Below are 26,813 nucleotides of genomic sequence, written 5' to 3' on the forward strand. Positions count from 1 at the left end.
TTCGTGCAGGTAATAGGCAGATCAAATACTAGGATTGGCTCGCTTCCACAGGCCGCTGATCCGGGATATGCTGAGCCGGTTCCGTAACCAGGGTGGGTTGTACCACAGTGCGGGGCGCAGGCAGGGTTAAATTGGGACCTTTCGCAATAATTTTCCTACCAAAGTATAGGGTAACCACAAAGAAAACGGCATACATCACCATCAACCCCGATAGGGAGAATAAAATCACTCCTGGGGGTAAATTCGATGCGGATTCCACCGTGCGTAATTCCCCATAAACAATCCAGGGTTGGCGACCCACACATCGCACGATCCAACCGCATTCTACAGCGATATAACCCAAGGGCCCCGCAAACACCCAGGACAGGAGTAACCACTTGTGTTGTTCGATCATTTCTGGAGTTAATTTACCCCGCCACCATTGGAAAACTGTAATGCCCATCAAGGCGGCAAAAAACATCCCAATAGCGATCATAATTCGGAAGGAATAATACACCATCCCCACCATTTTCGGGCGGTCATTGGGTGCCCATTCCTTCAAACCTTGAATAGGGCTATCAAGGGTGGGTTTTAGCTCCAGTAAGTAACTTAGAACCCCGGGAACTTTTAACTCCCAGGTATTTTTTTCTAACTGATTATTAGGCAAGGCCAACACACTCCAATCCGCTGGAGTATTCGCCGGAACCGTTTCCCATAGGGCTTCCATCGCCGCCAACTTTGTCGGTTGGTAATGATAGACCTGCTCCGCACTCAAATGCCCCAGGAAAATTTGCAGGGGAGCGACAGCAATCAAAGCCACCAAGGCTACTTTGAATGAGCGGCCAAAAAATTCTGTCTCCCGTTTTTTGAGCAGATACCAAGCACTGATGCCCCCAATCACAAACAATGCGGTTTCCAGAGTCGCTAAAAACATATGCAGGAAACTGTTGAGCATGAAGGGATTGGCAATGGCTTGGAAGTAATCTTGTACGATGAATTTCCCATTGGCAAAAATGCCACCCGCAGGGGTTTGTAACCAAGAATTTGCTGTCAAAATCCAAAAGGTAGATAGATTGGCACCAATGGCGACCAAAATCGTAGATATAAAATGAATTAAGGGCGGCACCCGCTCCCACCCAAAAACCATAATCCCTAAAAAACTGGCTTCCAACATAAAAGCCATTGTGCCCTCAAATCCTAGCAGGGTTCCTAAAAAATCGCCCACGGATTCGGAAAAGGGTGCCCAATTCAAGCCAAATTGAAAGGCCATCGGTAAGCCACTCGCTACCCCGATCCCAAAATTCAACACATATAGTTTTGTCCAGAAACGAGCATGATGGTAGTAAGTGATATTCCGGGTTTTTAACCAGAGGGCTTCCATAATCACTAGATAAATGGCCATGCCCGTGGTCAAAACCGGCCAAAGCATATGAAAAATGGCAGTTAGGGCAAATTGTAAACGGGAAAGGGTCACCGTATCCGATAGGACATTCAGCATAAATGCTCAGGTGTTCAAGGAACATCCCTGTTATACCAAGTAGATCGTGGGGACATGGGGCAAATTGCAGATTTTCTTTAGGATGTTTGGGAAATAGTTAAGAATTGCTACCCTTCACCCTGGTGTGGTGGTAAGGGATAGGAATAATAATTATGAACAATAATTTGAGGCAAAAATATGTCTGAGAATTAGGGCAAATGTATTTTGGGAATCAATTTTTCGGAGAATTGTGAGTAGGAATACTATCTAAGTGCCCGTTTGATAAACTTCACTGGGTACTCATAATATAGAGGTGCCCTAGAATCTGCTAAGGTAAATTAAAACTATTGGGAGGGCAACGTTTTGAAACTGTTGTGGCTGGTGATGGCAGTGGGGGTCGTCGGATGTACCACGGTTAATAATAGTGCTAACAATAATGCTTCTGAAATTGAAGTGGACTTCACCTGTACGGGCGGTGAGTCCCTAGCGGTACGTTTTTTCCCGAACCAAGAGAAGGCCATGCTGATCCGCAACGGGGAAACTATCGAACTCCAACAGGAACGGGCGGCTTCGGGATTTCGGTACAGCAATAGTAATAAAAGTACTACCATTAGCGGCAAAGGCAAAGACCTCACGGTCACGATTGGGCGCATGACTCCCCTGGAATGTCAAGCCAAGAGTTAAAGACAGCCCCCGGCTCATGGTACATTAGCACTGCTGTTGGGAACTCGCCGATGACTGCGGAAATTATTGCGATTGGTACGGAATTGCTACTCGGAGAAATTACCAATACCAATGCCCAGTTTTTGGCGCAGGAATTGGCCATTTTGGGCATCAGCCATCACTTCCAGACGGTGGTGGGGGACAATATCGAGCGCATCCATCAGGTGTTGGACCAGGCGACCCGGCGTTCCCAATTGATTCTCTGTACGGGTGGGTTGGGGCCGACCCCGGATGACCTGACGACTGAGGCGATTGCCCGTTATTTCCAAACGCCCTTGGTGGAACACCCGGAGATTTTTGCCGACATTCAGGCTAAGTATGCCCACCGGGGGTTACCCACGCCGGAAAATAACCGCAAACAAGCCCTTTTGCCCCAGGGTGCTACGGTTCTTCCCAACCCTAGGGGTACCGCACCGGGGATGATTTGGTCGCCCCGCCCCAACCTGACCTTCCTGACTTTTCCGGGGGTGCCGAGCGAGTTGCAGGCCATGTGGCGGGAAACGGCGGTGCCCTATCTGCGGGCGCAAGGGTGGGTGACGGGGGTGATTGTCAGCCGGAATCTGCGGTTTTGGGGGATTTCCGAGGCGGCGTTGGCGCAAAAGGTGCAGGAGTTTTTTGCCCTGACCAATCCCACGGTGGCTCCCTATGCGGGCAAGGGGGAAACCCGCCTGCGGGTCACGGCTCGGGCGACGGATCGGGAAGCGGCACTGGCGTTGATTGCTCCAGTGGAAGCGCAATTGCGAGCCAGGACGGGGGCGGATTGCTACGGGGCGGATGAGGATTCCCTGGCCAGGGTGGTGGGGCAGGGGTTGCAACGGCGGGGGGAAACCCTGGGGGTGGCCGAATCCTGTACGGGGGGGTTGCTGGGGGCGATGATCACGGCGGTGCCGGGCAGTTCTCGCTATTTCCAGGGCGGGGTGGTGAGCTATGCCAATGCGGTTAAGGAAAAGTTATTGGGTGTGCCAGGGGAATTGTTAGCCAGCCAGGGGGCGGTGAGTGCGGCGGTGGCCCAGGCGATGGCGGTAGGGGTGCGGGAACGGTTGGGGAGTACCTGGGGCGTGAGCATTACGGGGATCGCCGGGCCGGGCGGGGGGAGTGAGGCCAAACCCGTGGGGCTGGTGTACGTGGGGTTAGCCGGGGCAGAGGGGACGGTGACGGCTTGGGAACATCGGTTTAGCCCGGAGCGGGGCCGGGAATGGATTCGCCATTTGAGTGCCTGTCAAGCCCTAGACCACCTGCGCCGCCGCCTGTTGGACGCTGGCTAAAAACCGTTGCACTTGGGTCGGGTGGCCCCCCCAATGGCAGTGAATATAGGAGCCATGCACCTGCGCCTGGGCATAGAGGGGCTGGGGTTCGCCGCCCACCACCTGGGAATAGTGAAATTCATGGCCGGTGAGGGTGTGCCCTTTTTGAACAAAACAGGTATCCTGGGTCGCTACAACTTGCCGATAGCCCAGGGTCAACCGTTGGGTCATGCGGGTCACCAGCGGCAATGCCCCTACCAGGGGCCAAGGGGTGCCATCGGCGGTAATTAAGGTTTCGCCCAAAACCATCAACCCGCCACATTCCGCATAGACCGGCAACCCCCGGCTGATCCGCTGGCGCACGTTCTGTAAAATTTCTTGCCGTTCACTCAAGTGGGCCGCCCACAATTCCGGGTAGCCGCCCCCCAGGATCACCCCCCCCACTTCCGGTGGCAAAGGCCCATCCCGCAGAGGACTCCAGAAGTACAATTCCACCCCGGCGCACCGCAGGAGAGCCAAGTGGTCATCGTAATAAAAACAAAACGCCTCATCCCAGGCGACGGCAATGGTAAGGGGTTGGGGCACCCGCAGGGGCAACCAGGGGGGAACCGGCTGACCCTGAGACTGCACCTGTAATAACGGCCGCAGGACATCCCAGGCAAAACTGCTCTGCCCCAGGGTAGTTAATCCTTGCCGCCATGGGTGCAAATCCCCCCGTTCCGCCGGTGGTATTAAGCCCAGATGCCGTTCCGGGTAGTGCAACTCCGCCTGCCGCCGACATTCCCCCACCACCGGGATGTCCAGTCCAGCCAACGCCGCCCGCAGGAGTTCGCTGTGCCGGTCACCCGCCACCCGATTCAAAATCACCCCCACCACCCGCACCTGGGGGTCAAACCGGGCATACCCATGCACCAAGGCCGCCACCGAACCCGCCAACCGCCCGCAATCCACCACCAACACCACCGGCAACCCCAACAGCTTCGCCACCTCTGCCGTACTATTGGGGCCGTCAAACAACCCCATCACCCCTTCCACCAGGGCGTAGGCCATCCCATGCGTGTAGTAGGCATAACAGTCCCGCACATATGCCGGCGACGTGAGTACCGTATCCAAATTGGGACAGGGCCGCCCCGTCACCCAGCGATGCCACTGCGGGTCAAGGTAATCCGGCCCCACCTTGAAGGATTGCACCCGTTCCCCCCAGTCCACCAGCGTCGCCAGTAAGGCTAAGGTAATAGTCGTTTTGCCAGCCCCACTCCGTTCCCCCGCCAAAATCAGCCCCATGCCTAATCCACCAACACCCTGGGCGGGAGTAACCAGAGCAACTGCCCTGCCCCCACCGGGTCGCCCTGATCCGGCAATTCCACCAGGATGACCCCGGCTTTTTTCAGCGCCAATTTTTCCCGCACCGCTCCCCAGACCAGCCGTTCCGCCCAGTGGCTCAAATCCGGTTGGTGCCCGACCAATGCCACCGCGCCCCCCCCTTGGGTTTGCCATTCCTGCCACCAGGTCAGCCAATCCTGCCAATTTCCCCCCGGTTGGAGCGACTCATGGATCACCGGCGTGGGGCCCAACCCCTGTTCATGGCAAATCACCGCCGTTTGGCTCGCCCGCAGATAGGGACTGGTCAACAACGCCTGCACCTGCACCCCCAACGCCACCAACCTCTGCGCCACCAGGCGGGTTTTTTTGTACCCCTCCTTGGTCAATAGCCGTTGACTATCCGGTTGCTCCGGCTGGGGGTCGTGCGCCAAACCATGACGGATCAAATACAGTTTCATCGCTCCATAGGGCGGACAGATTGGGACTTGGGACAGATAGACAGGTTAAATTAAAGTTACGTCATCCTATGATATAGTGTCCCTAGGGTCTGTAGAATAATTGCAGACAATTTAGGAGCAAACGCAATGGCAGTGCGGGTATTGATTCCCACCCCCCTCCAGAAATTGACCCAGGAGCGGGACATGGTGGAATGCGAAGCGGATTCCGTATCCCAACTGGTCGAGTCCCTTGAGCAGCAATGGCCCGGCATGAAAAATCGTCTCTGTGACGAATCCGGGCAAATTCGCCGCTTTGTGAATGTTTTTGTCAATAGCGAAGATATTCGTTTTCTCCAGGGGCGGGATACCCCCTTGCGGGACGGCGATGAAGTCAGCATTGTCCCCGCCATTGCCGGAGGTTAACCATGGCCGACCCTACCCCAGCACCGGAAACTGCCCCCAAGCCTGCGGCGGAGAAAAAAGCCCCCCCAGCCAAGGCTCCCCCGATTGAAGCCAAGCCCCTCCCCGCCTTTATCGAGGAACATTTTTTCCCGGCTCTGCGCCAAGCCCTGGCGAATATCAATATCTCTGACGTGAGTTTGGTGTGGGTGCCGGAACTCAATCAGGTGCGGGGTTCCTGGGCAGGAGGGCAACACGAATTTATCATCACCTTTACCCAGGGGGATTTGAAGGGCTTAAAAACCTTCGCCTACAGCAGTTACGGCGCCCCCCCCAGCACCCTCGAATCCTTCATGATTGACGAGCGGAAAATTACCCTCGAACTCCTTGTTTTCTACACGGTGCAACGGCTCACGGCTCAAAAGATTTTAGTCTTGAATTAAGGGAACCTCTATTTATTTGAACCAATCATCAATCCCATCGTGGCAATGCCATATTCCCCAGAAACAAGGGCGTTGCGACCGCTAACTTTGAATTGATAGAGGTAGATTACTCAATCCAAACAAAGTTATTATGACTTGTTTTCAGAAGCGGGAATTACCTGGAAGAGGTCTCAGAAAGTAAACCCCAAAACCGAGCTAGAAGTCGTAAAAAAAACCAGAAGAAATTCAAGAATTTATACGAGTCAATCAGCGTGAAATCGAGCCAGAGCAATTAATACTCCTATTTTTAGATGAGTGTCATTTGTGTTGGGGCGATGTTTGTGGTTATGTGTGGGGGTGGTCAGATATTAGGATAGAAATTCCTATCGTAAACGAACGAAATAGACAAACTTATTTTGGAGCTTTAAACTATAGCAGTCCTAAATGAGAATAGAATAGGGGTCGCAGGGGCACCGCCCCCGTCCTTGGTTCTGGGAAATTTCTGTTCACTAATCAAGTAGGATTGCTATATCAGACAAAAGAATTTATCCTCCGGGAATATGATGGTGCGAATGGAGCAAGTACTATCGCCTTTATGAAGTACCTGAGAAGTATAGTCGTTTCGATTTAGAATGCAACACTAACTTGTGCAATAATTACGAACGACTTCATCAATGGTGGTGCCAGGGGGAGCGTACATCCTCAATTTTTTTAATGCGCTAAAGTCATGCTCAATATCATTGAGGTCTGGGGAATAAGTTGGCAAAAATAATACGATATGCCCCGCCGCTTCCACTAATTCTCGAATGCGTTTCTTACGATGAATCGGTGCGTTGTCCAAAATTAACACCGATAGTCTCGTCAATGCTGGTAATAAATGCACCTCTAACCATCGCTCAAAAGTCACCGCATCTAAACTGCCGTCAAATAGCATGGGAGCAATTAAATCCTTGCTATGTTTGCGCCGACCCGCTACGAGATTCTCTCGTTTATACCGCCGTCCCTGACGCTCTCCATAAATCTTTTTTCCCCGTTTAGCCCAACCATAAATCAGACTGACGAACCTCTCAAAGCCCGTCTCATCAATAAATAGCAGACTTTCTATCCCATACTTCTTGATTAATTCTCTCAATGTCCGGTAGTGTAATATTCTATCGGAATGATTTCTTTCTCGATAGCGAAACTGTTTTTTTTCTCGTGATATTTAGCCGCTTCAATTGATAATATATTGAGCTTGGCACTACCCCAAACTCTTGTGCTCTTTGCTGAAGAGTCTTATCGGGGTATTTCTCCACATCTTGATTCAGTCTGGCAATATCGATTTTCCTCTTCCTTCTCACTACTCTCGTGCGCTCCAGATTGGGTCTGTCTAGCCACCGGTACACGGTTGCTCGGTTGATGCCGAAGATTCGCGCCGCTTTCGTGATACTATTCCCGTTCTCAATGAAACTTATCACCTTTTTCCGTAAATCCAGACTGTAACACATCCTGATTCTTCTCCTTAATTCCTACTTCTCTTCTATCTTACACCCTCTTCTCATAAAATGTTGCATTTTTATTAAAAATGACTATAAAAGAATTTCTTGTCTCAGTAAACCAAGGCAAAGCAGAAAATGAGTGGGAGTTGATTTGTACAGTCTTTTAAGTGCTTATGGGATACAGTTGAACCCCACTTGCCGTGAGTCAATTATTCTGAGCCTTGAGAATGATGGAGGCTTTTTATATCCTTTAATTGATAAATAGACTGTATTTTACTTGCACCAAATTGTCCTGAGCAAAGCCCTGTTGAAGATGTGTGGTTACATGGCAAGAATTTTTTGAGAAGTTTTTGGTACCAACTCCAATCTTTTTCCACTGTCAAATGGCTATTTAATTTTGCTTTAAGTCATCAGAAATTTGCTTTCCCTAAAATAGACAAAATAGACAAATACTCACCTCGTTCCATTCTCATTTAGGATTGCCATATTAGGACAACCTTACCCTGTTTGACTATAAAAACCAAAACGGGGCGGTGCCCCTGCGACCCATGTTCTCATAGCGACAGCGTGGCGTAGCCATACTGAGTTAGGATTACTCAAACATCACCATTGGTCCAGTGGGATTGCCGCTCATAAATTGGGTGATGTAGGGGTCATCGGTGGTATCCAATTCCTGGGTGCTTCCCTGCCATTGAATTTTGCCGTTATAGAGCAAAAAAATCCGGTCAGTGGTGCGGCGAATCGTGCTTTCCTGGTGGGTGACGACCACATAGGTAGCGGAATGTTGGACTTCCTTTTGTAAACTCCGCATCAAGTCCTCAATCACCCGGGAAGCCACCGGGTCCAAGCCCGCTGTTGGTTCATCGTACAGCAAAATATCCAGGTCATCCTGTTCAGCGTCCGGGTCCTCAATAATCGCCCGGGCGAGGGCTACCCGCCGCCGCATCCCCCCCGATAATTCCGCTGGATACCGGTCGCCAATGCCTTTTAATCCCACCCGTTCCAAACTCAATTCCACTAAATCCCGCACCCGCTGTGGGGGCAAATGGCTGTGTTCCGAGAGCAAAAAACCCACATTTTCCGCCACCGTCAGGGAATCAAACAGCGCCGAACCCTGAAAAACCATGCCAATATGGGCTTTGCTCACCCCCCCTTCCCCGACCAGCACCTGGGGTTTGCCCTGCACCCAGACTTCCCCCCGATCGGGAGCCAGCAACCCCGCAATCAGGCGCAACGTCGTGGATTTCCCGGCACCGGAAGGTCCAATAATGCCCACCGCTTCCCCCGGATAAATGGCAAAATTTACCCCATCCAGGATCGTTCGCCCACCTAATTGCTTATAAACATCCCGAAATTCAATGATCGGTTGTTGCATTGGTGCGTGAATGGGAGGGCATTGTTACACACTATAATCCCTTAGGGTTCATCCCGCCAAAGGGCAATACCGCCGAGTAAACCCGCCACATTCGGCACTGTTTTCACCTGGGGAGGGAGGTCAAAACTGATATGTTTGGCGTTACCCCCACCCAAGTAAAGATGGTCGTAATGAAACAATTCTTGCCACTGGGCGAGGGCTTTTTCGAGCCGCTGGTTCCATTTGCGTACCCCATCCCGCTTCAGGGCAATATGACCAAGGCATTCTTCGTAGGTGGCGTTTTTGCGAAAGGGATGATGTCCCAATTCCAAATTGGGCACCAAATGCCCCTGGGTAAATAAAGCCGAACCCACCCCCGTCCCCAGGGTAATCACCAATTCCACCCCCGTGCCTTGGATCGCACCATAGCCCTGCATATCCGCATCGTTAATCACCCGCACCGGCACCCCCAAGCGTTCCTGGAGGATGTGTTGCAGATTCACCCCCAACCAGTCGGGATGCAGATTGGCGGCTGTGATGGTGACACCCTGGCAGACTACGCCCGGAAATCCTACCGATACCCGGTCATAGGTTTTGCCTTGAGCCAAAGCGCAGATAATCGCCAGCATAGGCTCCGGTTGAGCCGGGTGGGGGGTTGCCTGCCGTTCCCGGGGGGTTACTGTCTCTCCTGCCGCATTCAAGACTAGAGCTTTGATGCCACTGCCCCCAATGTCAATGGCGAGGGTATAGGGAGACATAAAACTTTCCTGTATTTGGATGAAATCATTATCCCTTGAATGGGGAGCTAATTTTAGCTTGATTTTTAACCGCTGGGATTTTTTGATAATTCAGAATCTAACTCAGAATATGCGGTTCCCCCATCCCTGATATGACAATCGCACTTAAATTAACTTGAATGATGAGTAGAAATTTGATACTTAGAATTTTTTTGTACTTAAAACACCAAGGGTCACAGGGCACCGCCCCATACTTGGTTCTGACCACTTTGTTATTCCCATATATTGTTAGATTATCAGAGATTTTTACGGAAAGAAATTTTGCTATTTTAGGTTGGTGGCGTGCCCCGCCGACGAAACCGTTTCATTTGCTCCGTGAGCATATCCAATTGCAAATCCCCCAACCCCCTGAGCATGGCTTCCGCCGAGGCAAACCGATCCTTAGGATAGGGTTCTAAAGCCTTGTCCAACGTCTCCACCAAACTACTGGGCAAATCGGGAAACTGATCCCGCCAGAGAATTTTGCCACTTTGGGGGTCGGAATTGAACTCCTGGGGTTCTTTGCCGCTCAAAAGATAGAGAGCCGTCATCGCCAAGCTATACAAATCACTGCTAAAAATCGGTCGCCCCATCCCTTGCTCCATCGGCATATACCCTAGGGAACCAATCACCATACTCGCCGCACTGGTGCCATGCCCCAAGACTTCTTTCACCGCCCCAAAATCAATTAAAACTGGCTTATTATCTGCCTTACGTAGCATGATATTCGGCGGTTTTATATCCCGGTGAATGATACCTTTTTTATGGATATATTGCAAAATTCCTAATACATCAATCAAAATCTGCACCACCTCCGAAGGGGGTAATATCCCTTCCCGTTGTACCTTCTGTTCTAAATTAATCCCCTCAATGAGTTCTTGCACTAGATAAAATTTATTCTCCTCGGTGAAATAAGCGTAGAGTTTGGGAATGAAATTCGTCCCATTGCTCAAATCCTCCAAAATAGCCGCTTCCCGTTCAAACCGGCGTTTTATTTGTTCATATACTTCGGGATTTTGGGTGGCGGGGCGCAACTGCTTGATCACACAGGGACGGCGGGAGGGGAGGAACGTATCCTCAGCCATGAACGTGATCCCAAATCCCCCTTTCCCCAAGGGAGCGGTCATCTGGTAGCGGTTGTTGAGTAATTTGCTCATGGGTTAAACACGGGGTTCCTGATTCAGTTTAACGGGATATGCAGGTCAAGCAAATAAAATCGTGGTATGTCCCGCCCGGGGTTTGACCGTGGTGGCTAGGGTGGGCAGGGTGGGCACCGTTGGTCGCAGGCTGTTGAGTTCCGCCAGGAGAATGGCACTGCTGTTGATCATCACCGCCAGCACCGGGTCAAGGGCGAAAAACACCCCCCCCAGCACAATACTCAGGTTGGGCACCACCACCAGCCCCAGGTTTTGATAAATCACCGTCATGGTTTCCCGGGCGATCTGAATGCCATAGACCAAACTCCGCAGGTCATCCTGGGTCAAGATCACATCCGCCGTATCGGTAGCCAGAGCAGTCCCCCCCTGGAGTGCGATAGAAACGCTGGCATAGGCCAAAACAGGGGCATCGTTGATCCCCTCCCCCACATAGGCCACCCGTTGCCCCTGGTGTTCAAATTGCTTGAGGACTTCCACCTTCTGGTCAGGCAACAGTTCCGCATACACCCGCTCCGGGGGAATCCCCAGGCGTTCGGCGGTGATCTGGGCGGCTGGGAGCAAATCCCCGGTTAACACATAGGCAGTCAGTCCCATGTCCTGCAAGGCTTGCACGGCCAATTCGGCTTCGGGACGCAGGGGATTGGTCAACGCCACCACCCCCAACAGCCGTTCCCCCCGAGCCACATAGACCCGAGAATAGCCCGCTTCCCGCAGGTGGGGGTACATCTGGTGGACTATTTCCGTATCAATTCCCTCCTCCCGCAACCACCGACCACTGCCAACCCGCACCACCGCCTCCCCCAAGGTCGCCCGCATCCCCTGCCCCGGCAACACCTCCACCGTGCCCACCGCCGCCGGTTCAATGCCAAAATCCTCCCCGTACTGCACAATCGCCAGGGAAGCCGGATGGAGCGAAGCCTTGCACAATGCGGTTGCCAACTCCAGCAGGGTAAACGTGTCGGTCTCCGGATCGATCAGGAACACATCAAACACCTGCGCCTGCCCCTGGGTGAGCGTACCGGTTTTGTCAAAGACGATGCCATCTACCTGCGCCAGCATTTCCAACGCCCGCCCGGAACGGATATACAAACCGTACTGCGCCGCCTGCCGTACCGCTGTCAAAATCGCCGTCGCCGAAGCCAACTTGACCCCCGTGCCGAAGTCCAACTGCAACAGTGCCAGGGCTTGGTGCCAGTTCCCCGTCAGGACAAACAATACCCCACTGAGAAAAAGAATCGGTGTAATCGTCCATTCCCCCACCCGCTCCGCATAGTCCGACACCCGCGAATCCGGTTCTGGAGCCGCCTGCAAAAGCTCCAAAGCCTGACCCATGCGCGTATCCTTGCCCGTTTCCTCCGCCCGCACCCACAATTGCCCCCGCACCACCAACCCCGACGCATACACCCGGGTTCCCGGTTGGCAGGGCTGTAAACGCACCTCCCCGCTGAGATTTTGGTTGTCCACCAAGCCTTCCCCCCGTACCACCGTGCCATCCACCGGAATCCGCTCCCCGTAGGTCAACACCACCACATCCCCCTGTTCCACCCTCACCAAGGGCACCAGCATCTCCTCCCCCTGGCGTTCCACCCGCACCTGTACTGATGACACATCCATCAACACCGCATGGCGGCGACTGGTTTGCCGTGCTGTCGCATCCCGTACCAGCTCCGTTGCCTCCCCAATCGTCAACTGCAAGGTAGGCGGCACATACTGCCCCTCCAAGGCATGGATCACCGTCCACAGACTATCCAAAACATCCAGGTTTAACTTACGCTCATGGCTCAGGGCGTGCCAACTGGAAATAAATACCGGTCTCGCCGCCCACAACACCACCCCCGCCATCAACCAAGCCGGAATCGGCACCTGGAACCCCGTTGTCGCTATCCCCAACCCCAAAGCCAACAACGGCCAACCAAATTGTTCCGTCCAATTCTCTAGCGCATCCGCTCCCCAAGCCCCATCCTCCTCCCCACACGCCTGCGCCGCCTCCCTGATGCAAGCCAGCACCGCCTGCCGTTCCCCGCCCTCCACCACCACACAGGCCGCCCAGGTGGAACACCGCAGTCCCACCACCCCCGGCACCCGCTCCAACAACCAAAGCAAATATTCCCGATAGGCCGGGTCAACCGCCAGCAAGGGCACCCGCACCCGCACCCGCCCCGGCACCTCATGCACTACCCGATAGACGACCCGAGGAACCGGAGCAACGGCCAAGGACATCCATTCATCCCCAAAACAATTACCCCTAGCCTATCACCCCGGTTCCCGATCTATCTAACAGGGACAACCCTCATGCCCACAACCCGGCCCCTGGGGATGCCCCTGGGCACAGGCCTCACTGCAATACACCTTGTCCCCCACCCGCAGCGCCGTCGCCGGATCAACTTGGCAAACGCACCGCTCACAATCACATTTCACCATCACCGAACCTCCATAAAACCGAATAACCCAATCATATATGAACATTTATTCATGTGTCAAGGGGTGGGGGAAACCTATAGTTGGTCTTAAGTCTGGGGGGGATAGCCAAGGGCTTGGGGACAATAGGGTTACAGTCTGCCCAGGAGGGAAATGTATGAATGCGCCCAATCCCCTGTTAGAGATTCCCCAGTACGGCCAGAGCATTTGGATGGACAATTTGAGCCGGAATTTGATCGTCTCCGGTGAATTACAGCGGTTGATCAGCACCCGGGGCATTTGTGGGATTACCTCCAACCCGGCCATTTTTGAAAAAGCCATTGCCGGGAATGCCATTTACGATGCGGACATTATTGCCGGTGCCAAGGCGGGTTTGTCCGTGCCCCAGATTTACGAATCCCTGGTCTTCAAGGACATTCAGGATGCCTGCGATATTTTTCGGCCCATTTATGATGCCACCCAAGGGTTAGATGGGTATGTGAGTTTGGAAGTCGCCCCGGAATTGGCGCGGGACACGGCCGGAACGGTGCGGGAAGCCCTGCGGTATGCCGAGGCCATCAACCGTCCCAACGTGATGATCAAAATTCCGGGCACCCCGGAGGGTCTGGCCGCTGTGGAGCAGGTGATCGCCGCCGGGATTAATGTGAATATCACCCTGCTGTTCAGTGTGCAAAGCTATGTGGACACCGCCTGGGCGTACATCCGGGGGCTAGAGGCACGGGTCGCCAAGGGGGAACCCATTGACCGGATTGCCTCCGTCGCCAGCTTTTTCCTGAGCCGGATTGACAGCAAGGTGGACAAGCTCCTCATGGACATCGGCACCGATGCGGCCAAGGCGTTGTTGGGGAAAGTGGCCATTGCCAATGCCAAGGTGGCCTACGAGCGGTTCCAAGAAATTCTCCAAGACCCCCGCTGGCAAGCCCTCGCCGCCCAGGGAGCCAAGGTGCAACGCCTGCTGTGGGCGAGTACCAGCACCAAAAACCCCCAGTACAGCGATGTGATGTACGTGGAGGAACTGGTGGGTGCCAACACGGTGAACACCCTGCCCCCGGAGACCATCGAGGCGTGTGCCGACCATTGCCACATCAGCGACCATCTGCGGGATGGGTTTGACCAGGCGGAGCAGGTGCTGGCCCAGGTGCAGGCCCTGGGAATTGACCTGGACCAAGTGATGGCGGAATTGCTGGCGGAGGGGATTCAAAAATTCATTGACCCCTTTACCGCTTTGATGCGTTCCCTCAGCGATAAGGTGGCGCAACTCACCCCCGCTTAGGTGACTCCGGCCAGCCACACAGACTGGATGCGGTTGGCTCTGGCCTTGGCGGAGCGGGCGGGGCAAGCCGGGGATGTCCCCGTTGGTGCGGTAATTGTCAATGGGCAGGGGCAATGTATCGCCCAAGCGGAAAATCAACGCCAGCGCACCCATGACCCCACCGCCCATGCGGAGATTTTGGCTCTGCGGCAGGCGGGCATGGCCCTGGGAACCTGGTACCTCACCGAATGTACCTTGTATGTCACCTTGGAACCCTGTCCCATGTGTGCGGGGGCCCTGGTGAATGCTCGGATTGGTGCCCTGGTGTATGGTGCCAGTGACCCGAAAGCGGGAGCCATCGCCAGTGTGATTCAGATTCCCACCAGTCCGGCTTCCAACCATCGCTTCCCAGTGACGAGTGGCATTCTTGGCGAGGAATGTCGAGAACTTTTACAAAATTGGTTTCGCCAGCGGCGGCACAGCCCCTAGCAGGGCATTCCCTGTGCCATAATAGAAAACGCATCATTACGGGGCTATAGCTCAGTTGGTAGAGCACCTCAATGGCATTGAGGGGGTCAGCGGTTCGAGTCCGCTTAGCTCCATAGACATTTCAGCCACCAGTAAGGGGATTTCAGGATTTTTAGTGCAGTACGGGTTGGGTATAGTTAGGGCTGGTTAGGGCAATTTAGAGCCGAAATTGGGCTACATAAATTTGGGGCAGAATCCATGCCTCGTGAATGGGTCAAGCTGGAGGCAGAGTGTGCCAAGAAGGGAAGCGTCTCCCTCTGGATGGTTGAATTAACTCTGGCTCTGTTTGCCAATTCAAGGGTTAACGAAACCATTAATTCAATGAGGGATTCGATGCTAGCATTACTTACTTGAAACTCTCTTACTTTCTAGCAAAACGGATACTGTAGGAAACAACAAAAACCAAGAGCAAAGGGGACTTGTTAGTTGAGTTAGTACAGTGTTTCCAACAAATCCAATTAACGCATTGGAAGCGAGGCTTGTACGAGGAGTTTAAAGATACTCCTATGTTTCTGGTTTCCAACTAATCCAATTAACGCATTGGAAGCGAGTCCTTACTACCAAATAAAGCTGCCCCAAGGACGCCGCTTGTTTCCAACTAATCCAATTAACGCATTGGAAGCGAGTACCATCCTGCCTGGTCTTCTGGGTCGAGAAGCTGCCGTTTCCAACTAATCCAATTAACGCATTGGAAGCGAGTATGGACTGAGAAGTATTTAGTTTTGTCTTTTTGAGGACATGTTTCCAACTAATCCAATTAACGCATTGGAAGCGAGAGATGTTCAGAAATCCCTCGCTGAGATGATTAAAGTTTGTTTCCAACTAATCCAATTAACGCATTGGAAGCGAGAGATGGAAATGAAGGCCGCGGCTGCCTTCAAAAAGTTGTTTCCAACTAATCCAATTAACGCATTGGAAGCGAGAAACACCTGCCCTCCAGATTGCCGCGAAGAAGCTGGTGTTTCCAACTAATCCAATTAACGCATTGGAAGCGAGTTGCTCGGCGAATGGCTTCTTAACAACGCCCAGGACGGGTTTCCAACTAATCCAATTAACGCATTGGAAGCGAGAAGACGGAGTCGCTCGACAATTTTGCCAATTTGCAAGTGTTTCCAACTAATCCAATTAACGCATTGGAAGCGAGCTAAAAAACTGAAACCAGGAGTATGCCCCGCTCCTGTTTCCAACTAATCCAATTAACGCATTGGAAGCGAGTAAATGTGACCCACGTGCCTCATTGTCCTTTTGAAGTTTCCAACTAATCCAATTAACGCATTGGAAGCGAGTCTATTATCACAAAGTTCCCCCGCTTCCGGAGGGGGGGTTTCCAACTAATCCAATTAACGCATTGGAAGCGAGTAACGGTGTTCGGTGGGCTACGACCGAGCATTTTTACCAGGTTTCCAACTAATCCAATTAACGCATTGGAAGCGAGATGAAAAAGGGGGGAAGAGCGACCTTGCTCGTCATCAATCGTTTCCAACTAATCCAATTAACGCATTGGAAGCGAGTGGGATGACGTTATTTCCCAGAAAGTACCAACCTGGTTTCCAACTAATCCAATTAACGCATTGGAAGCGAGGATTGGGAAGATTTGTCTTTCCCTGAGCAAATTCAAAGGGAGTTTCCAACTAATCCAATTAACGCATTGGAAGCGAGGGGAAAAACTGGAAGCCTGGTATATCGCCAACAACTAGTTTCCAACAAATCCAATTAACGCATTGGAAGCGAGAAAGCGTAACTCTCTACGTTGATGACTGCGTCGCCCCCCTGTTGTTTCCAACAAATCCAATTAACGCATTGGAAGCGAGTTAGCGGATGGAGACAAGTTCGTTGTGGACCGTAAGGGGGTTTCCAACAAATCCAATTAACGCATTGGAAGCGAGGTTATAGGCAAGGATTCTATTTGGCGGATTGCTTCAGTTTCCAACAAATCCAATTAACGCATTGGAAGCGAGTGCTTGGTACATGATGTCCTCCAGCGCTACCGGGGCGAGGTTTCCAACAAATCCAATTAACGCATTGGAAGCGAGACTCTGAGGCTGAAGTGGCCGGGCACCGTGTTGAGCTGTTTCCAACAAATCCAATTAACGCATTGGAAGCGAGCGTGTATTATCACCAAATTCCCCCGGTACCCACCGGGTTTCCAACAAATCCAATTAACGCATTGGAAGCGAGTCTCTGGTTGGATGCCGAAGTCGAGGGTCACCTTGTGGTTTCCAACAAATCCAATTAACGCATTGGAAGCGAGAAAATTTCTCGTTGGAGGTTTGATATGAAAAAAACTGTTTCCAACAAATCCAATTAACGCATTGGAAGCGAGCCGCGCGCAGAAGTATAAAACTTTTGAATAACCCAGTTTCCAACAAATCCAATTAACGCATTGGAAGCGAGAAGGAGAAGGGGGCAAGGCGGGGTGGTCACTCCCAGTTTCCAACAAATCCAATTAACGCATTGGAAGCGAGCAGGCTGATAAATTTACTCTCGAAGCCCTTGGCTTGTTTCCAACAAATCCAATTAACGCATTGGAAGCGAGGACACGCCGATGACCCTGTTGGTCACCCCCGCCCCCAGTTTCCAACAAATCCAATTAACGCATTGGAAGCGAGAAGCTCCGGATTGCCTTAGCCGCCCGGCGGCTTTGGTTTCCAACAAATCCAATTAACGCATTGGAAGCGAGAACCTCAAACCTGGGGTGAAGGCTGCGAAAGCTGTGTTTCCAACAAATCCAATTAACGCATTGGAAGCGAGCGTAGACCCAGAGACTGGTACCACCTGCGGGTGGTAGTTTCCAACAAATCCAATTAACGCATTGGAAGCGAGTAAATGAACCCGATTTCTTCCATCATTTTGGCGACGGTTTCCAACAAATCCAATTAACGCATTGGAAGCGAGTTGACTACCTGCGCCTAAGATGGATTCGCAGCGAGCCGCCCAGGTTTCCAACAAATCCAATTAACGCATTGGAAGCGAGCGTATGTGGAAGAAGTTTATCCAAAACCAGCCTACGGGTTTCCAACTAATCCAATTAACGCATTGGAAGCGAGTCTTCTGTGGTCGGGGCACAGAAATATGTGCCAAAAGGTTTCCAACTAATCCAATTAACGCATTGGAAGCGAGGATAAATCTCCTTTCAGAGTGTATACATCCCTTCGCGTTTCCAACTAATCCAATTAACGCATTGGAAGCGAGTGCCTTATCTGGAACTGGCTTCTAACTTACCATTCCGGGTGCGTTTCCGCCAACCCTCCACAGGCGTTAGTACATTTCGTCTAAAATCGCCCATGCAAAACCTGCAAATCTCGTCTGGGAGCCATTCCGCCGACCTCCACGATAGAATCGGCTTTTCCCGGTTTGGCTGACCCTGGCGGTAGCCGCTGTGAACCATTTTTCCTAAAATCCTCCCCCACCCCCAAATAAAATTCCTAACAACACAACCGCCCCCGCCGCCCGGAGAAAATTGGCAAATTCCTTATTCTGTTCCTCCTGTTGGGCTTCTTCCGCTTTTTGTTGCAACGCTTTCAGCAGTAATAATCGCTCACAACTCGACAGACCAGACACATATTCACTGGTTAAATGGCTCGGACTTAAATTCTTGAAATATTGAATTTTCTCCTTCCTCTTTCCAGTTAATTCCCGGATTTGATTACTCAGCTTTTTCCGTGCTTCTCTCACTTCATTCACATAATCAGTAGGATATAGATTAGTAAAAAATTTATAGGCTCTGAAATTGGCTCCAAAATCTTCCGTTTGCTTCCAGTAAACATGAATACTTTGCGAAAAGATAGCTTCCCGCTTTTCCTGTTGGCGGCGTGTTTCCTCCGTTACCGTATCATCCGTGAAAATGCCTGTTAAAATTATCCCAAAATAAACCAGCACTAACAACGGTAAAAAAACATAGAAATACAAAAGAATAACCAGATTACCCAAGGGAAATAGGAAGACATTGATGGCAAAGGCGACAATAAAAGCAACCACTCCAGCCACTACACCAAACAATATCATAGCCAGCGCCATGCCAATCAAACCACTAAAAACAAGCGAAAATATCCTAAAAAATTTCATGCCCAAATCATCAGGAAAGAGATTCACAGACGGATTAGAGCTTTCTGGAATGCCATATTTCCTGCGAATCCGTTTTAATTCCCCAAGAAAATTTTGCCAAAGAGCCTCTTCCTCTTGGACAAATATCTGAAATCCTTCATCCAAAATGGCTGATGCAAGTAAATCATCTAAAGTCGGGTTGGTCGCCTGATTACCGTGGGATATGCCCTGATCGTTGCCAGCTTTTTGAGTCCGCAATTCTTCATCATATTTTGCCCGCAGTTCCTTATCCTTGAGGGTTTCATAGGCTTGATTCACTAGCTTGAGTTGCTCTTCAGCTAACTTCCGTAAATTCTCGTTCAAATCCCCCAATTTATCCGGGTGCAAATCCTTACACAAAGCGATATATGCTGACCGGATTTCCTCCTCAGTTGCCGTCGGAGCTACCCCGAGAATCTCGTAATAGTTCATCAATACCTACACCCCCGCATTACGCCCTCATCCGTACCTCCATCCTATATCCTTAGTAGAAGGGTTCACTTCTAAAACGGTAACATATCTCACCTTTTCAACAAAATTTTAGGTAGATTCAGCAAACTCTCAAAATTTCAAATCACTGTTGAACCTTGTGGTTCTGATAAGGGTCTGCCACCCCAAACGATAATTTGCTCCAGCGCATAGGTGGGAATGGGATAAAATCGTACACTATCTTCTTCAATTTTTATGCGTCTTTTTAATCTTTTTTGCAATTCGGTTAATTTTTCTGCTGATAACCAGCATTCAAAGACACTATATTGCACCCTTTGACCATATCCTTCTAATAGCTCAGCCACCTTACGCCGCCGCCGATTGGAAGGAATATCATAGCTCACAACCATCAGCCGTTCCATGATCAATCAATTTGATAGGGCGTATAAACATAATCCATATCCAAAACCGCTTGCCGATATTTTTTTACCTGTTGTGCTAATAATTCCCAACGCAGACCCGACTCCACTTTGGTTTCCATCCGCCGAATCCAGGCTTTGAGGAAAATGCGTTTACCACTGTCATTCAAAAAACAACCCCCATTGCGATATTCAAAATCCCGTTCCGCTCGAATTTCTTTCGTATTAATTAAACTTAAAACCAAACTATCAACCAAGGGCGCACGAAACTCCTCAATCAAATCCGAAACCAAACCCAAATGCCCATGATGATCCGTGTGCAAAGTCCCTACTCTGGGGTCAAGCCCTCGCAACTCCACCAAAAGCAGGACATGATTCCACAATATCTGATAGCCAAAACTCAGCAGAGCATTCACCGGATTCGCTGGGGGTTGCCGGGAACGCCCCATCAACACAAACCCCTCCCCCCGCAAACATTCCCCCAACGCCGGGAAATAGATAGCTGCCGCCGCCCCCTCAATGCCCCGCACTTGGTCGAGGGTCTGACATCGCCCCACCCGTTCCGCCAGCCATTGCAGGGAATCAATCACCCGTTCTGTCCCCGTGATCCCATAGCGCCGGTAATGACGTAATAATACTGTACGACTATTGCGGATTTTGGCACGCACGATCACTGCCGCCATTCGCACCTGCCAAGCCTGGGAAGTTTGCCTTTGCGCCAGATAGCAGACCCAAGACCCCCACCCCACCGGCAACGTCCGCCCATAACACCAACCACTGCGGGACAGATAGGCTAAGGGAATGTGGTGACCCAAACACGCCCGTACCGCCTGGGTGGTCATTTGCACCATACCCAAGAGCATGACGGCTTCCAACAGAGGCAGTTGCCCGACACACCAGCGTTGTTCCCCCCGTTTCAGGTACAGTTGCTCTGCGGATACACCTAAGACTGCTCCCTGCTCGACCACGTACAATGTCCGCATCTACAACCAGGGATCACGCTGGCGCAGGGATTCCGAAACCCGCTCGATGTCGGAGCTAACGGGTTGCTGTTGTCCTGACGGTATAGCAGAAGAACGTGGCATCAACCAAAAACACACCCCGTCCATCACCGTTGCCGTCAGCCACGTTGCCCCCGTGACCAGCAATGTATTGGTCAGCACCGCCGCCAACCCCAACGGGGCAATCAGCAAAACAATCAGGGTAATGGTGCCATTGACCACCGCCAATACCAAATTTCGCACCTGCAACTGCCGGATATGCAAAATCAACCAAGTCCCCTTGCGAGCCATAGCCGTCCATCTCAAGCCACTTGCCCCAGTATGACTCGCCCTGGAATCGCTCCCTTCTAAGGGTTGCCTTTACCCAAGGATGAGGACAGCGGAATTGTTTCACCATATGAAGGACTAAGTCCCCAAATCTAAAACCTCTCTGAAATTCCAGTGCCCTTTCCCGGTCAATGAATTATGCTCTTCCAACAAGTCTTTATACTCAAAACATTCCTTATCCATCCTGTCTATGACCTTCACGGTGATGACCTTTGCTCCCGTCCAGGGCTTCATCGAACGTTCCCGCAAACTGCGTGACTTGTACGGTAGCTCGTTCATTTTGTCCCACCTTGCCCGTGCCCTCTGCGAAGCGGGACAACAGGCACTGGGGGAAAATGCTCTAGTTTCACCTGCTTTAATCAACGTCACCCAGGGGACTCCTAACCAAATCATCCTGGCCGGAGATTTCCCGGAAGCCGAAGGACGGCAGGCACTATTAGACGCTTGGAAAGAAATTGTCAATCAATGTCGCACCTGGATCGAACAGCAAATTCCTGCCGAATATACCTGGAAACGACACTGGGATTTGTGGGGAAACCACGCCTGGGAATTTTTCTGTGGACATGGGGAAACGATCACGGAAGCAAGGAAAGCGGTTAACCGAGCGAAACGCAGTCGGGATTGGGTGGGCATCAACTGGCAGGGAGAAAGTTCGACCCTATCGGGAGCCGATGCCATTGCCTGGCCGGGGCTAGGGCGCAAACGAGACAGCCGCAATATCCGCATGAGTGATGATGATGCAGAAATCAAAGACTTTTATAAAAAATTACAATCCCTAACCGCCTTGGGGGAAGCCTTTGTGGATGAAACGGAACAGTTGAGTATTCCCGAACTAATCAAACGCCTTGTTACCTATCATGTGGTTGCCAAACGGATTGGCATCCAAAGCGAAGTTCCGGCAAGTTTTCGGGATATTAGCCGAGAACAACGAACCTTTTGGTTTGCTGGCGATGGGGATAGAATTGGTGAGCATTTTCGGCAACTCAAAGAAAACGGCCAAAATGAAGGCAAAGTCCTCCATGAATTCAGCCAAGCCATGTTGGAATGGGGAGAAAACACCTTAAAACCCGCCGTAGATGGCAAACTTGGCCGGATTGTTTATGCCGGTGGGGATGATTTTCTGGGGGTTTTATACGAAGCAGATACCCACAAGTTTTCCCCCCAAGCCTCCCTAGAGTGGTTTTCTAAGCATTTCGATCCACTTTGGAAGCAGCATAAACAAAACATTACCGTGAGCGTGGGTGCAGTCTTAGCGGGCAAACAAGTGCCCCAGCGGGACATTTTACAACAGGCGCGGGAAGCGGAACAATCAGCCAAAAAACAAGGCCGTGACCGTCTCGCTCTGCGGGTTTTGTTTAACGGGGGCAATCACATTGAATGGGTATGTCCCTGGAAGTTTTTAGAACCCATATTTACCAATTATCGTGACCGGGATAAGGGGCAAAATTGGACGCATATTTACAATGACGTGGCGGTTTTAGAATCTCGGCGGGGGTTATCCAGTCCCGATGTGGCTCTCGCTCTTTTTGAAGTTTATTTTGGCACCCAAAACCGGCAAACACTAGAGCAAAATCCTGGTTATTACATCGGTACAGCCAGCATTTCTGATTGGGTCAGCAACTTAGCAAAAGTAGGGTTTCAACTATGTTCCAATACCTAATCACCCTAGAGCCGTTGGGCTTTTTGTACGGGAGTGCCGGACGCTTCCTCTCCCCCGATAATTTGGTAGGTCGAGCCGGGGTCAACTTTCCCCCCAGTGCCGCCACCTTGTCCGGTCTTTTTGCCGCCCATTACGGTACAGAAGCCATGACCATTGATACGGGCTGGATGTTCGCCGGACCCTTTTGGAGCATGGTTCAAGACCCCCAGAATTTCTATGTACCAACCCCGATGAATTGTTTAGTAAAAGATGGTCGCATTGAGCAGATTTTGCACTGGAATGGCGAAACCTGGGAACCAGAAATTGGTGGTAAATTTGACAAACGAGGTTGGCTACCCATTAGCCGGTGGCTGGAGATAAATTCAGGGCAAAAAATTGAGCCTGATCCCTGGGAATTTGCCCCGCATTTACACCCCCGTTTGGAAATAGACCAACGCCGGGTGCAAGCCAATGAAACCCAAGGCAGTTTGTTCCTAGAAAATGCAGTTCTGCTCAAACCCGGAGTCTGTTTAACCTACCTGAGCAGTCACCCGTTACCCGCCGGTTGGTATCGTTTTGGGGGCGAAGGACACCTTGTAGATGTGCAATGCCATGACCTGCACACCAACACCCGAGAACTTTTGCAAAAACCAGCGGGTAAAAACTTTGCCACCGTTACCCCTGGACTATGGGGTTCCAACCGGCTGTCCTACCGCTGGCCGATGCAGGAGCAGGATCAACCGATTTGGCCTGATCCAGTGGTGCTCACCGAGCGTCCTCAACCCTATCGCTATCGCCTGGGGGGAACCGGCACTGGTCGCCGTTTATCCCGAGGTCGCTATGCTGTCCCGGCTGGAACCGTTTATGTCCTGAAAGAACCCCTTGACCCTTGGCACACTTGGCCGGAGGCGTGGTTCCCCAGGGAGGGCTATTCCCTCAAACGTTGGGGCTGTGGACTGTCATTACCTTTACCAGACTTGAATTAACTTGAATTAGGAGGATGTATGTATCACAAAGCCTACGGCATCATTGAAACCCTGGCACCGCTTCATGTGGGAGCCAGCGCTGGGGAAGAAACGGGCAATTTGAATTTGATTTTTCGGGATCAATTTACCCAAACGGGCATCATTCCTGGTAGCTCGATTCGGGGGCGATTTCGAGCCGATATGCGCTCTGGGGAAAACAAGGGCGATGTGAATAAATGGTATGGACATGAAGCTGTAGCAGGGCAAACTGATGGTGGGACTACGGAAGCCTTGGTAAAATTTGAGTATGCTTCGCTGGTGTGGTTCCCAGTATTTTGTCCAGGGCAACCCGTCGTTTGGGTTTCTTGCCCCCGTTTACTCCAACGTTATCAGATGATTACGGGTCTCAAGGAAAAAATTCCCCAACCCTATACGGCGGATAATAGCCTGCAAGCCAAGCAATTTAATGACCAAAGAACGACACGCAAAATTTTATTTTTCAACCTGGGTTTTATGGAAATTGAACACACCCAAGATATGCAACCTTGGATTCCGGTCGGCACCCATTTGCAGAAAAATAGCCTGGTGGTGGTGGGGGATAATGATATTGCCATGTTGCACGATATGGGACTCTATCGGCAGAGTCGGGTTAAACTCCAAGATGATATGAAAAAAGTGGCTGGAGGAGCGTTTTTTAATGTGGAAGCCATCCCGGAAGGGAGCATCTTTATTTTCCCCATTGGGCTGAAACAAACGGGGTGGGATCCCTTTGCGGGGGCATCAGAACAGGAAATGTACTTTGGCGGTTTAGAATCCGTTGGTTTTGGTCGGTGTCGGGTGACGTTAGTAGGAGAATACAAATAATGGCTTGGCACACTTACGGTCTCGATCAGGAAGCCCAAAAACTGGTTTTGTCGGCAAAACGTCGGAATCCAGACTCCCTCAATCAGGGCTACAAAATGCGGATGGCAGTGGCTTACGGTTTGGAACGTTTTTGGGGTGAACATTTGCGATTGCAGGAACGGGAAGCTGATAAATCTCGCTACTGGAAAGAGACCTGGGATACGCTGGTTCGCATTGCCGGACAAGCTCATATCACCATTCCCAATGATGCCGTTCATCACAACAACGTCCAACAAATTCATGCTATGTCGCAAAGGTTGTGGAGCTTAAGTTTGGAAGACCAACGGATTGCCCTGGCGGTACTCACCCAACTGTGTGACTGCATTGTTTGGTGGACACAACGGTACAAGTAATTAACGCTTTATTTACCCTTAACTTTGGAGCCAATCATGCCCCCTATTCCTGATGTGATCAACAAAGTCCCAATGATGTACCGGGCGCAGGTTGATGGCAGGTGCCAATTACAGCGTTTGGTACCCAAAGCTGATGAGCAACACGCCCAACGGTGGACGAAAGAATGGACAGAGCGCACCTACCCCCACGCACCGCAGTTCGGCAAAGAAGTTCAAACTCGTACTTATCAAATCAGTTGGCGATTTGTGACCAATGCGGGTCAAGATGATGGAATTATCCGCCCAGTTGTCGGGGCAAAGGGATGGCCTTTTTATCCGGGCAGTAGTATGAAAGGCTTGTTTCGTAGTGCCTGCAATTCCCAACAAAAAAGACGCTACTGTGGTTACGAATTAGCGAATGGGGACATGGCTCCCGGAATTTTGCGCTTTCACGGGGGCTATCCAACCAATAAAAAATGGGTGGAAAAACTTCTGGATTTAGTTCATCCCCAACAGGATTATCAAGTCAAACAAGGGACTGCCCATCATGCCGCATTTATGATGATCTCTTTATACCAGCCAGAATTAGTGTTTGGCATTTCCAGCACTGAGGATTTATCGGATCAAGAGTGGGCAGAAATTTGGCAGATTTGGGAAAAAGCGATGGCGAAAGGACTCGGTAGCCGGGTCTGTGCCGGATATGGACATCCTAGTAATATCAGTGGTGATGAACTTTATCCCCCGCACCGGATTCATGGACGGGGTATGGCTTCCAAAACCCTCAGTGGAGCAGAATTTCGCCCTAATATGTTCCGAGCCGCCATCCGGGGTCATGCCCTGCGAATTTTTGGTGGTTTAGTCCCTGCCAATATCGCTGAACGGGAAGTAGATAAACTCTTTGGCGGGCTAGGGCACAGAGAACCCATTGTTGGTTTAATTGGGATGAAATTTGTTGCTGATAATTTAACACCTGGCAAACATGGTCATGGTCATTTTGAAGTCCGCACCTATGATGTCACCGGGCAACTCAGTTGGTTATTGACTCGCCCTTTACCAGATGCTCACCGAGAAGCCCTGAAAAATTTGATTTTGAGATTAAATCAATTTGCCATGATTTTGGGGGGATTTGGCAAGTCTTGGCGGCGCATTGACCATCCTTTGTTTTTCCCAGAATACTACAATAAACCTAATAAATCCTACATCGGCTGTCATTGGGAATGGATTGATAAATTCCAACGGGATGTACAAATTGCCGCACCGAAACATTTACAACAATTTATGGATACCCGCTTGCTCCCAGTAGCCAAAGAGTGGCTAAAACTCCAAGGGGTTACTCTAAACAACCAATATGCCCAGGAGTGGCGAGAAACCTGGCATCCAACTAAAGTTCAAGTATGGGGGCGAATTGCTCAAGATGAAGAAGATTCGATTGCCGTCCACTGGTTTCATCAATCCTATAGCGATGGTCAGAGCATCAAAAACACTTCTTTGACTGGAAGATTAGGAACTATTGGCCGCATCTGGCATCGGATGTACCCCAAATTCAACTTTTCTCAAGGGGATACCCCAAAAAGAACAAAGGGATATGTTGAATTGATCACGATCTTCCCAGACCAATCGCCTGAGTGCAGACAGTTTTTAACCTTTTTGCAACGGGAACAACAGGACTTCCAAAAAGTTTGGCCTGTAAATAAAAACTATTAAAAACTATTTTTCTAGCCCAGTTTTACCCTGGGAAATGTAGGCTA

Annotated in this window: 24 protein-coding genes, 1 tRNA gene, 1 pseudogene and 1 CRISPR repeat array; of the genes and pseudogenes, 12 read left to right on the forward strand and 14 right to left on the reverse strand. The window is 51.0% G+C overall.

The window, feature by feature from the left end:
• Positions 1-28: 28 nt before the first annotated feature.
• Complete coding sequence (locus MLD66_RS08565; protein ID WP_247216956.1) at positions 29-1,477, reverse strand: cytochrome ubiquinol oxidase subunit I; 1,449 nt, start codon at positions 1,475-1,477, stop codon at positions 29-31.
• 342 nt (positions 1,478-1,819) lie between these two features.
• Between MLD66_RS08565 and MLD66_RS08570 the strand changes: the two genes are divergently transcribed.
• Both MLD66_RS08570 and MLD66_RS08575 read left to right on the forward strand, forming a co-directional pair.
• Positions 1,820-2,140 (forward strand): MliC family protein, encoded by a 321-nt coding sequence (locus MLD66_RS08570; protein ID WP_247216958.1) that lies wholly within the window; start codon positions 1,820-1,822, stop codon positions 2,138-2,140.
• A 50-nt stretch (positions 2,141-2,190) separates the two neighbouring features.
• A complete protein-coding gene (locus MLD66_RS08575) occupies positions 2,191-3,444 on the forward strand; it encodes a competence/damage-inducible protein A (protein WP_247216960.1) in 1,254 nt (417 codons plus the stop codon).
• Here MLD66_RS08575 and MLD66_RS08580 read toward each other — a convergent pair.
• Together MLD66_RS08580 and sixA are read right to left on the reverse strand one after the other, a co-directional pair.
• A complete protein-coding gene (locus tag MLD66_RS08580) occupies positions 3,406-4,707 on the reverse strand; it encodes a cobyrinate a,c-diamide synthase (protein ID WP_247216962.1) in 1,302 nt (433 codons plus the stop codon). The genes MLD66_RS08575 and MLD66_RS08580 overlap by 39 nt on opposite strands.
• Before the next feature lie 2 nt (positions 4,708-4,709).
• Positions 4,710-5,204 carry a phosphohistidine phosphatase SixA gene (gene sixA / locus MLD66_RS08585; RefSeq protein ID WP_247216963.1) on the reverse strand — a complete coding sequence of 165 codons (495 nt, stop codon included), beginning with the start codon at positions 5,202-5,204 and terminating at the stop codon, positions 4,710-4,712.
• Between the two features lie 126 nt (positions 5,205-5,330).
• Here sixA and MLD66_RS08590 point away from each other — a divergent pair, with 126 nt between their 5' ends.
• On the forward strand, positions 5,331-5,606 hold the full coding sequence (locus MLD66_RS08590) for a MoaD/ThiS family protein (RefSeq protein WP_247216965.1): 276 nt from the start codon (positions 5,331-5,333) through the stop codon (positions 5,604-5,606).
• A 2-nt stretch (positions 5,607-5,608) separates the two neighbouring features.
• Entirely contained in the window at positions 5,609-6,025 is a 417-nt protein-coding gene (locus tag MLD66_RS08595; protein ID WP_247216967.1) for a DUF2996 domain-containing protein, read from the forward strand.
• Between the two features lie 619 nt (positions 6,026-6,644).
• On the opposite strand, the pseudogene MLD66_RS08600 reads toward MLD66_RS08595, so the two are convergent.
• From MLD66_RS08600 to MLD66_RS08630, 7 genes and pseudogenes are all read right to left on the reverse strand, one after another.
• Positions 6,645-7,491, reverse strand: a pseudogene (locus MLD66_RS08600) (IS630 family transposase).
• 583 nt (positions 7,492-8,074) lie between these two features.
• Positions 8,075-8,857, reverse strand: coding sequence for an ATP-binding cassette domain-containing protein (locus tag MLD66_RS08605; protein WP_247216970.1), 783 nt, complete (start codon positions 8,855-8,857; stop codon positions 8,075-8,077).
• A gap of 41 nt (positions 8,858-8,898) precedes the next feature.
• Complete coding sequence (locus MLD66_RS08610) at positions 8,899-9,594, reverse strand: ROK family protein (RefSeq protein ID WP_247216972.1); 696 nt, start codon at positions 9,592-9,594, stop codon at positions 8,899-8,901.
• Positions 9,595-9,691: 97 nt separating this feature from the next.
• Positions 9,692-9,841, reverse strand: a complete 150-nt coding sequence (locus MLD66_RS08615; RefSeq protein ID WP_247216974.1) for a hypothetical protein — start codon at positions 9,839-9,841, stop codon at positions 9,692-9,694.
• Positions 9,842-9,902: 61 nt separating this feature from the next.
• Complete coding sequence (locus tag MLD66_RS08620) at positions 9,903-10,769, reverse strand: serine/threonine-protein kinase (protein ID WP_247216975.1); 867 nt, start codon at positions 10,767-10,769, stop codon at positions 9,903-9,905.
• A gap of 45 nt (positions 10,770-10,814) precedes the next feature.
• Positions 10,815-12,989: a heavy metal translocating P-type ATPase gene (locus MLD66_RS08625; RefSeq protein WP_247216977.1), complete on the reverse strand. Its 2,175-nt coding sequence runs from the start codon at positions 12,987-12,989 to the stop codon at positions 10,815-10,817.
• A gap of 54 nt (positions 12,990-13,043) precedes the next feature.
• Positions 13,044-13,190 carry a metallothionein gene (locus MLD66_RS08630; RefSeq protein WP_247216979.1) on the reverse strand — a complete coding sequence of 49 codons (147 nt, stop codon included), beginning with the start codon at positions 13,188-13,190 and terminating at the stop codon, positions 13,044-13,046.
• A gap of 154 nt (positions 13,191-13,344) precedes the next feature.
• On the opposite strand from MLD66_RS08630, the gene tal reads away from it, so the two are divergent.
• The 3 genes from tal to MLD66_RS08645 all read left to right on the forward strand — a co-directional run bounded on the left by tal (position 13,345) and on the right by MLD66_RS08645 (position 15,041).
• Positions 13,345-14,460 (forward strand): transaldolase, encoded by a 1,116-nt coding sequence (tal, locus tag MLD66_RS08635; protein ID WP_247216981.1) that lies wholly within the window; start codon positions 13,345-13,347, stop codon positions 14,458-14,460.
• A complete protein-coding gene (tadA, locus tag MLD66_RS08640; RefSeq protein WP_339396950.1) occupies positions 14,461-14,928 on the forward strand; it encodes a tRNA adenosine(34) deaminase TadA in 468 nt (155 codons plus the stop codon).
• A 40-nt stretch (positions 14,929-14,968) separates the two neighbouring features.
• Positions 14,969-15,041: transfer RNA gene (locus tag MLD66_RS08645), tRNA-Ala, on the forward strand.
• 367 nt (positions 15,042-15,408) lie between these two features.
• Positions 15,409-18,159: a CRISPR direct-repeat array (repeat unit 26 nt; unit sequence AATCCAATTAACGCATTGGAAGCGAG).
• A gap of 201 nt (positions 18,160-18,360) precedes the next feature.
• On the opposite strand, the gene MLD66_RS08650 is transcribed toward MLD66_RS08645, so the two are convergent.
• The 4 genes from MLD66_RS08650 to csx18 all read right to left on the reverse strand — a co-directional run bounded on the left by MLD66_RS08650 (position 18,361) and on the right by csx18 (position 21,205).
• Positions 18,361-19,482, reverse strand: coding sequence for a DnaJ domain-containing protein (locus tag MLD66_RS08650; RefSeq protein ID WP_247216983.1), 1,122 nt, complete (start codon positions 19,480-19,482; stop codon positions 18,361-18,363).
• A 137-nt stretch (positions 19,483-19,619) separates the two neighbouring features.
• On the reverse strand, positions 19,620-19,901 hold the full coding sequence (gene cas2 / locus MLD66_RS08655) for a CRISPR-associated endonuclease Cas2 (RefSeq protein WP_247216985.1): 282 nt from the start codon (positions 19,899-19,901) through the stop codon (positions 19,620-19,622).
• Between the two features lie 2 nt (positions 19,902-19,903).
• The gene (gene cas1, locus MLD66_RS08660; RefSeq protein ID WP_247216987.1) at positions 19,904-20,881 is read right to left on the reverse strand and encodes a CRISPR-associated endonuclease Cas1; all 978 of its coding nucleotides are present in this window, start codon (positions 20,879-20,881) and stop codon (positions 19,904-19,906) included.
• Positions 20,882-21,205, reverse strand: a complete 324-nt coding sequence (gene csx18, locus MLD66_RS08665) for a CRISPR-associated protein Csx18 (RefSeq protein WP_247216989.1) — start codon at positions 21,203-21,205, stop codon at positions 20,882-20,884.
• A gap of 211 nt (positions 21,206-21,416) precedes the next feature.
• Here csx18 and MLD66_RS08670 point away from each other — a divergent pair, with 211 nt between their 5' ends.
• The 5 genes from MLD66_RS08670 to MLD66_RS08690 are packed head-to-tail and all read left to right on the forward strand — an operon-like array spanning position 21,417 to position 26,769.
• Positions 21,417-22,886, forward strand: a complete 1,470-nt coding sequence (locus tag MLD66_RS08670; RefSeq protein WP_247216991.1) for a type III-B CRISPR-associated protein Cas10/Cmr2 — start codon at positions 21,417-21,419, stop codon at positions 22,884-22,886.
• A complete protein-coding gene (locus MLD66_RS08675) occupies positions 22,871-23,851 on the forward strand; it encodes a type III-B CRISPR module-associated protein Cmr3 (RefSeq protein ID WP_247216993.1) in 981 nt (326 codons plus the stop codon). Before MLD66_RS08670 ends, MLD66_RS08675 begins: the two co-directional genes overlap by 16 nt.
• An 18-nt stretch (positions 23,852-23,869) precedes the next feature.
• A complete protein-coding gene (locus tag MLD66_RS08680; protein ID WP_247216995.1) occupies positions 23,870-24,694 on the forward strand; it encodes an RAMP superfamily CRISPR-associated protein in 825 nt (274 codons plus the stop codon).
• Positions 24,694-25,086 (forward strand): hypothetical protein, encoded by a 393-nt coding sequence (locus tag MLD66_RS08685; protein ID WP_247216997.1) that lies wholly within the window; start codon positions 24,694-24,696, stop codon positions 25,084-25,086. Before MLD66_RS08680 ends, MLD66_RS08685 begins: the two co-directional genes overlap by 1 nt.
• Positions 25,087-25,122: 36 nt before the next feature.
• On the forward strand, positions 25,123-26,769 hold the full coding sequence (locus MLD66_RS08690; protein WP_247216999.1) for a hypothetical protein: 1,647 nt from the start codon (positions 25,123-25,125) through the stop codon (positions 26,767-26,769).
• The last annotated feature ends 44 nt before the right edge of the window (positions 26,770-26,813 follow it).

The sequence above is a fragment of the Synechococcus sp. C9 genome (assembly GCF_022984075.1).
GTDB lineage: Bacteria > Cyanobacteriota > Cyanobacteriia > Gloeomargaritales > Gloeomargaritaceae > Gloeomargarita.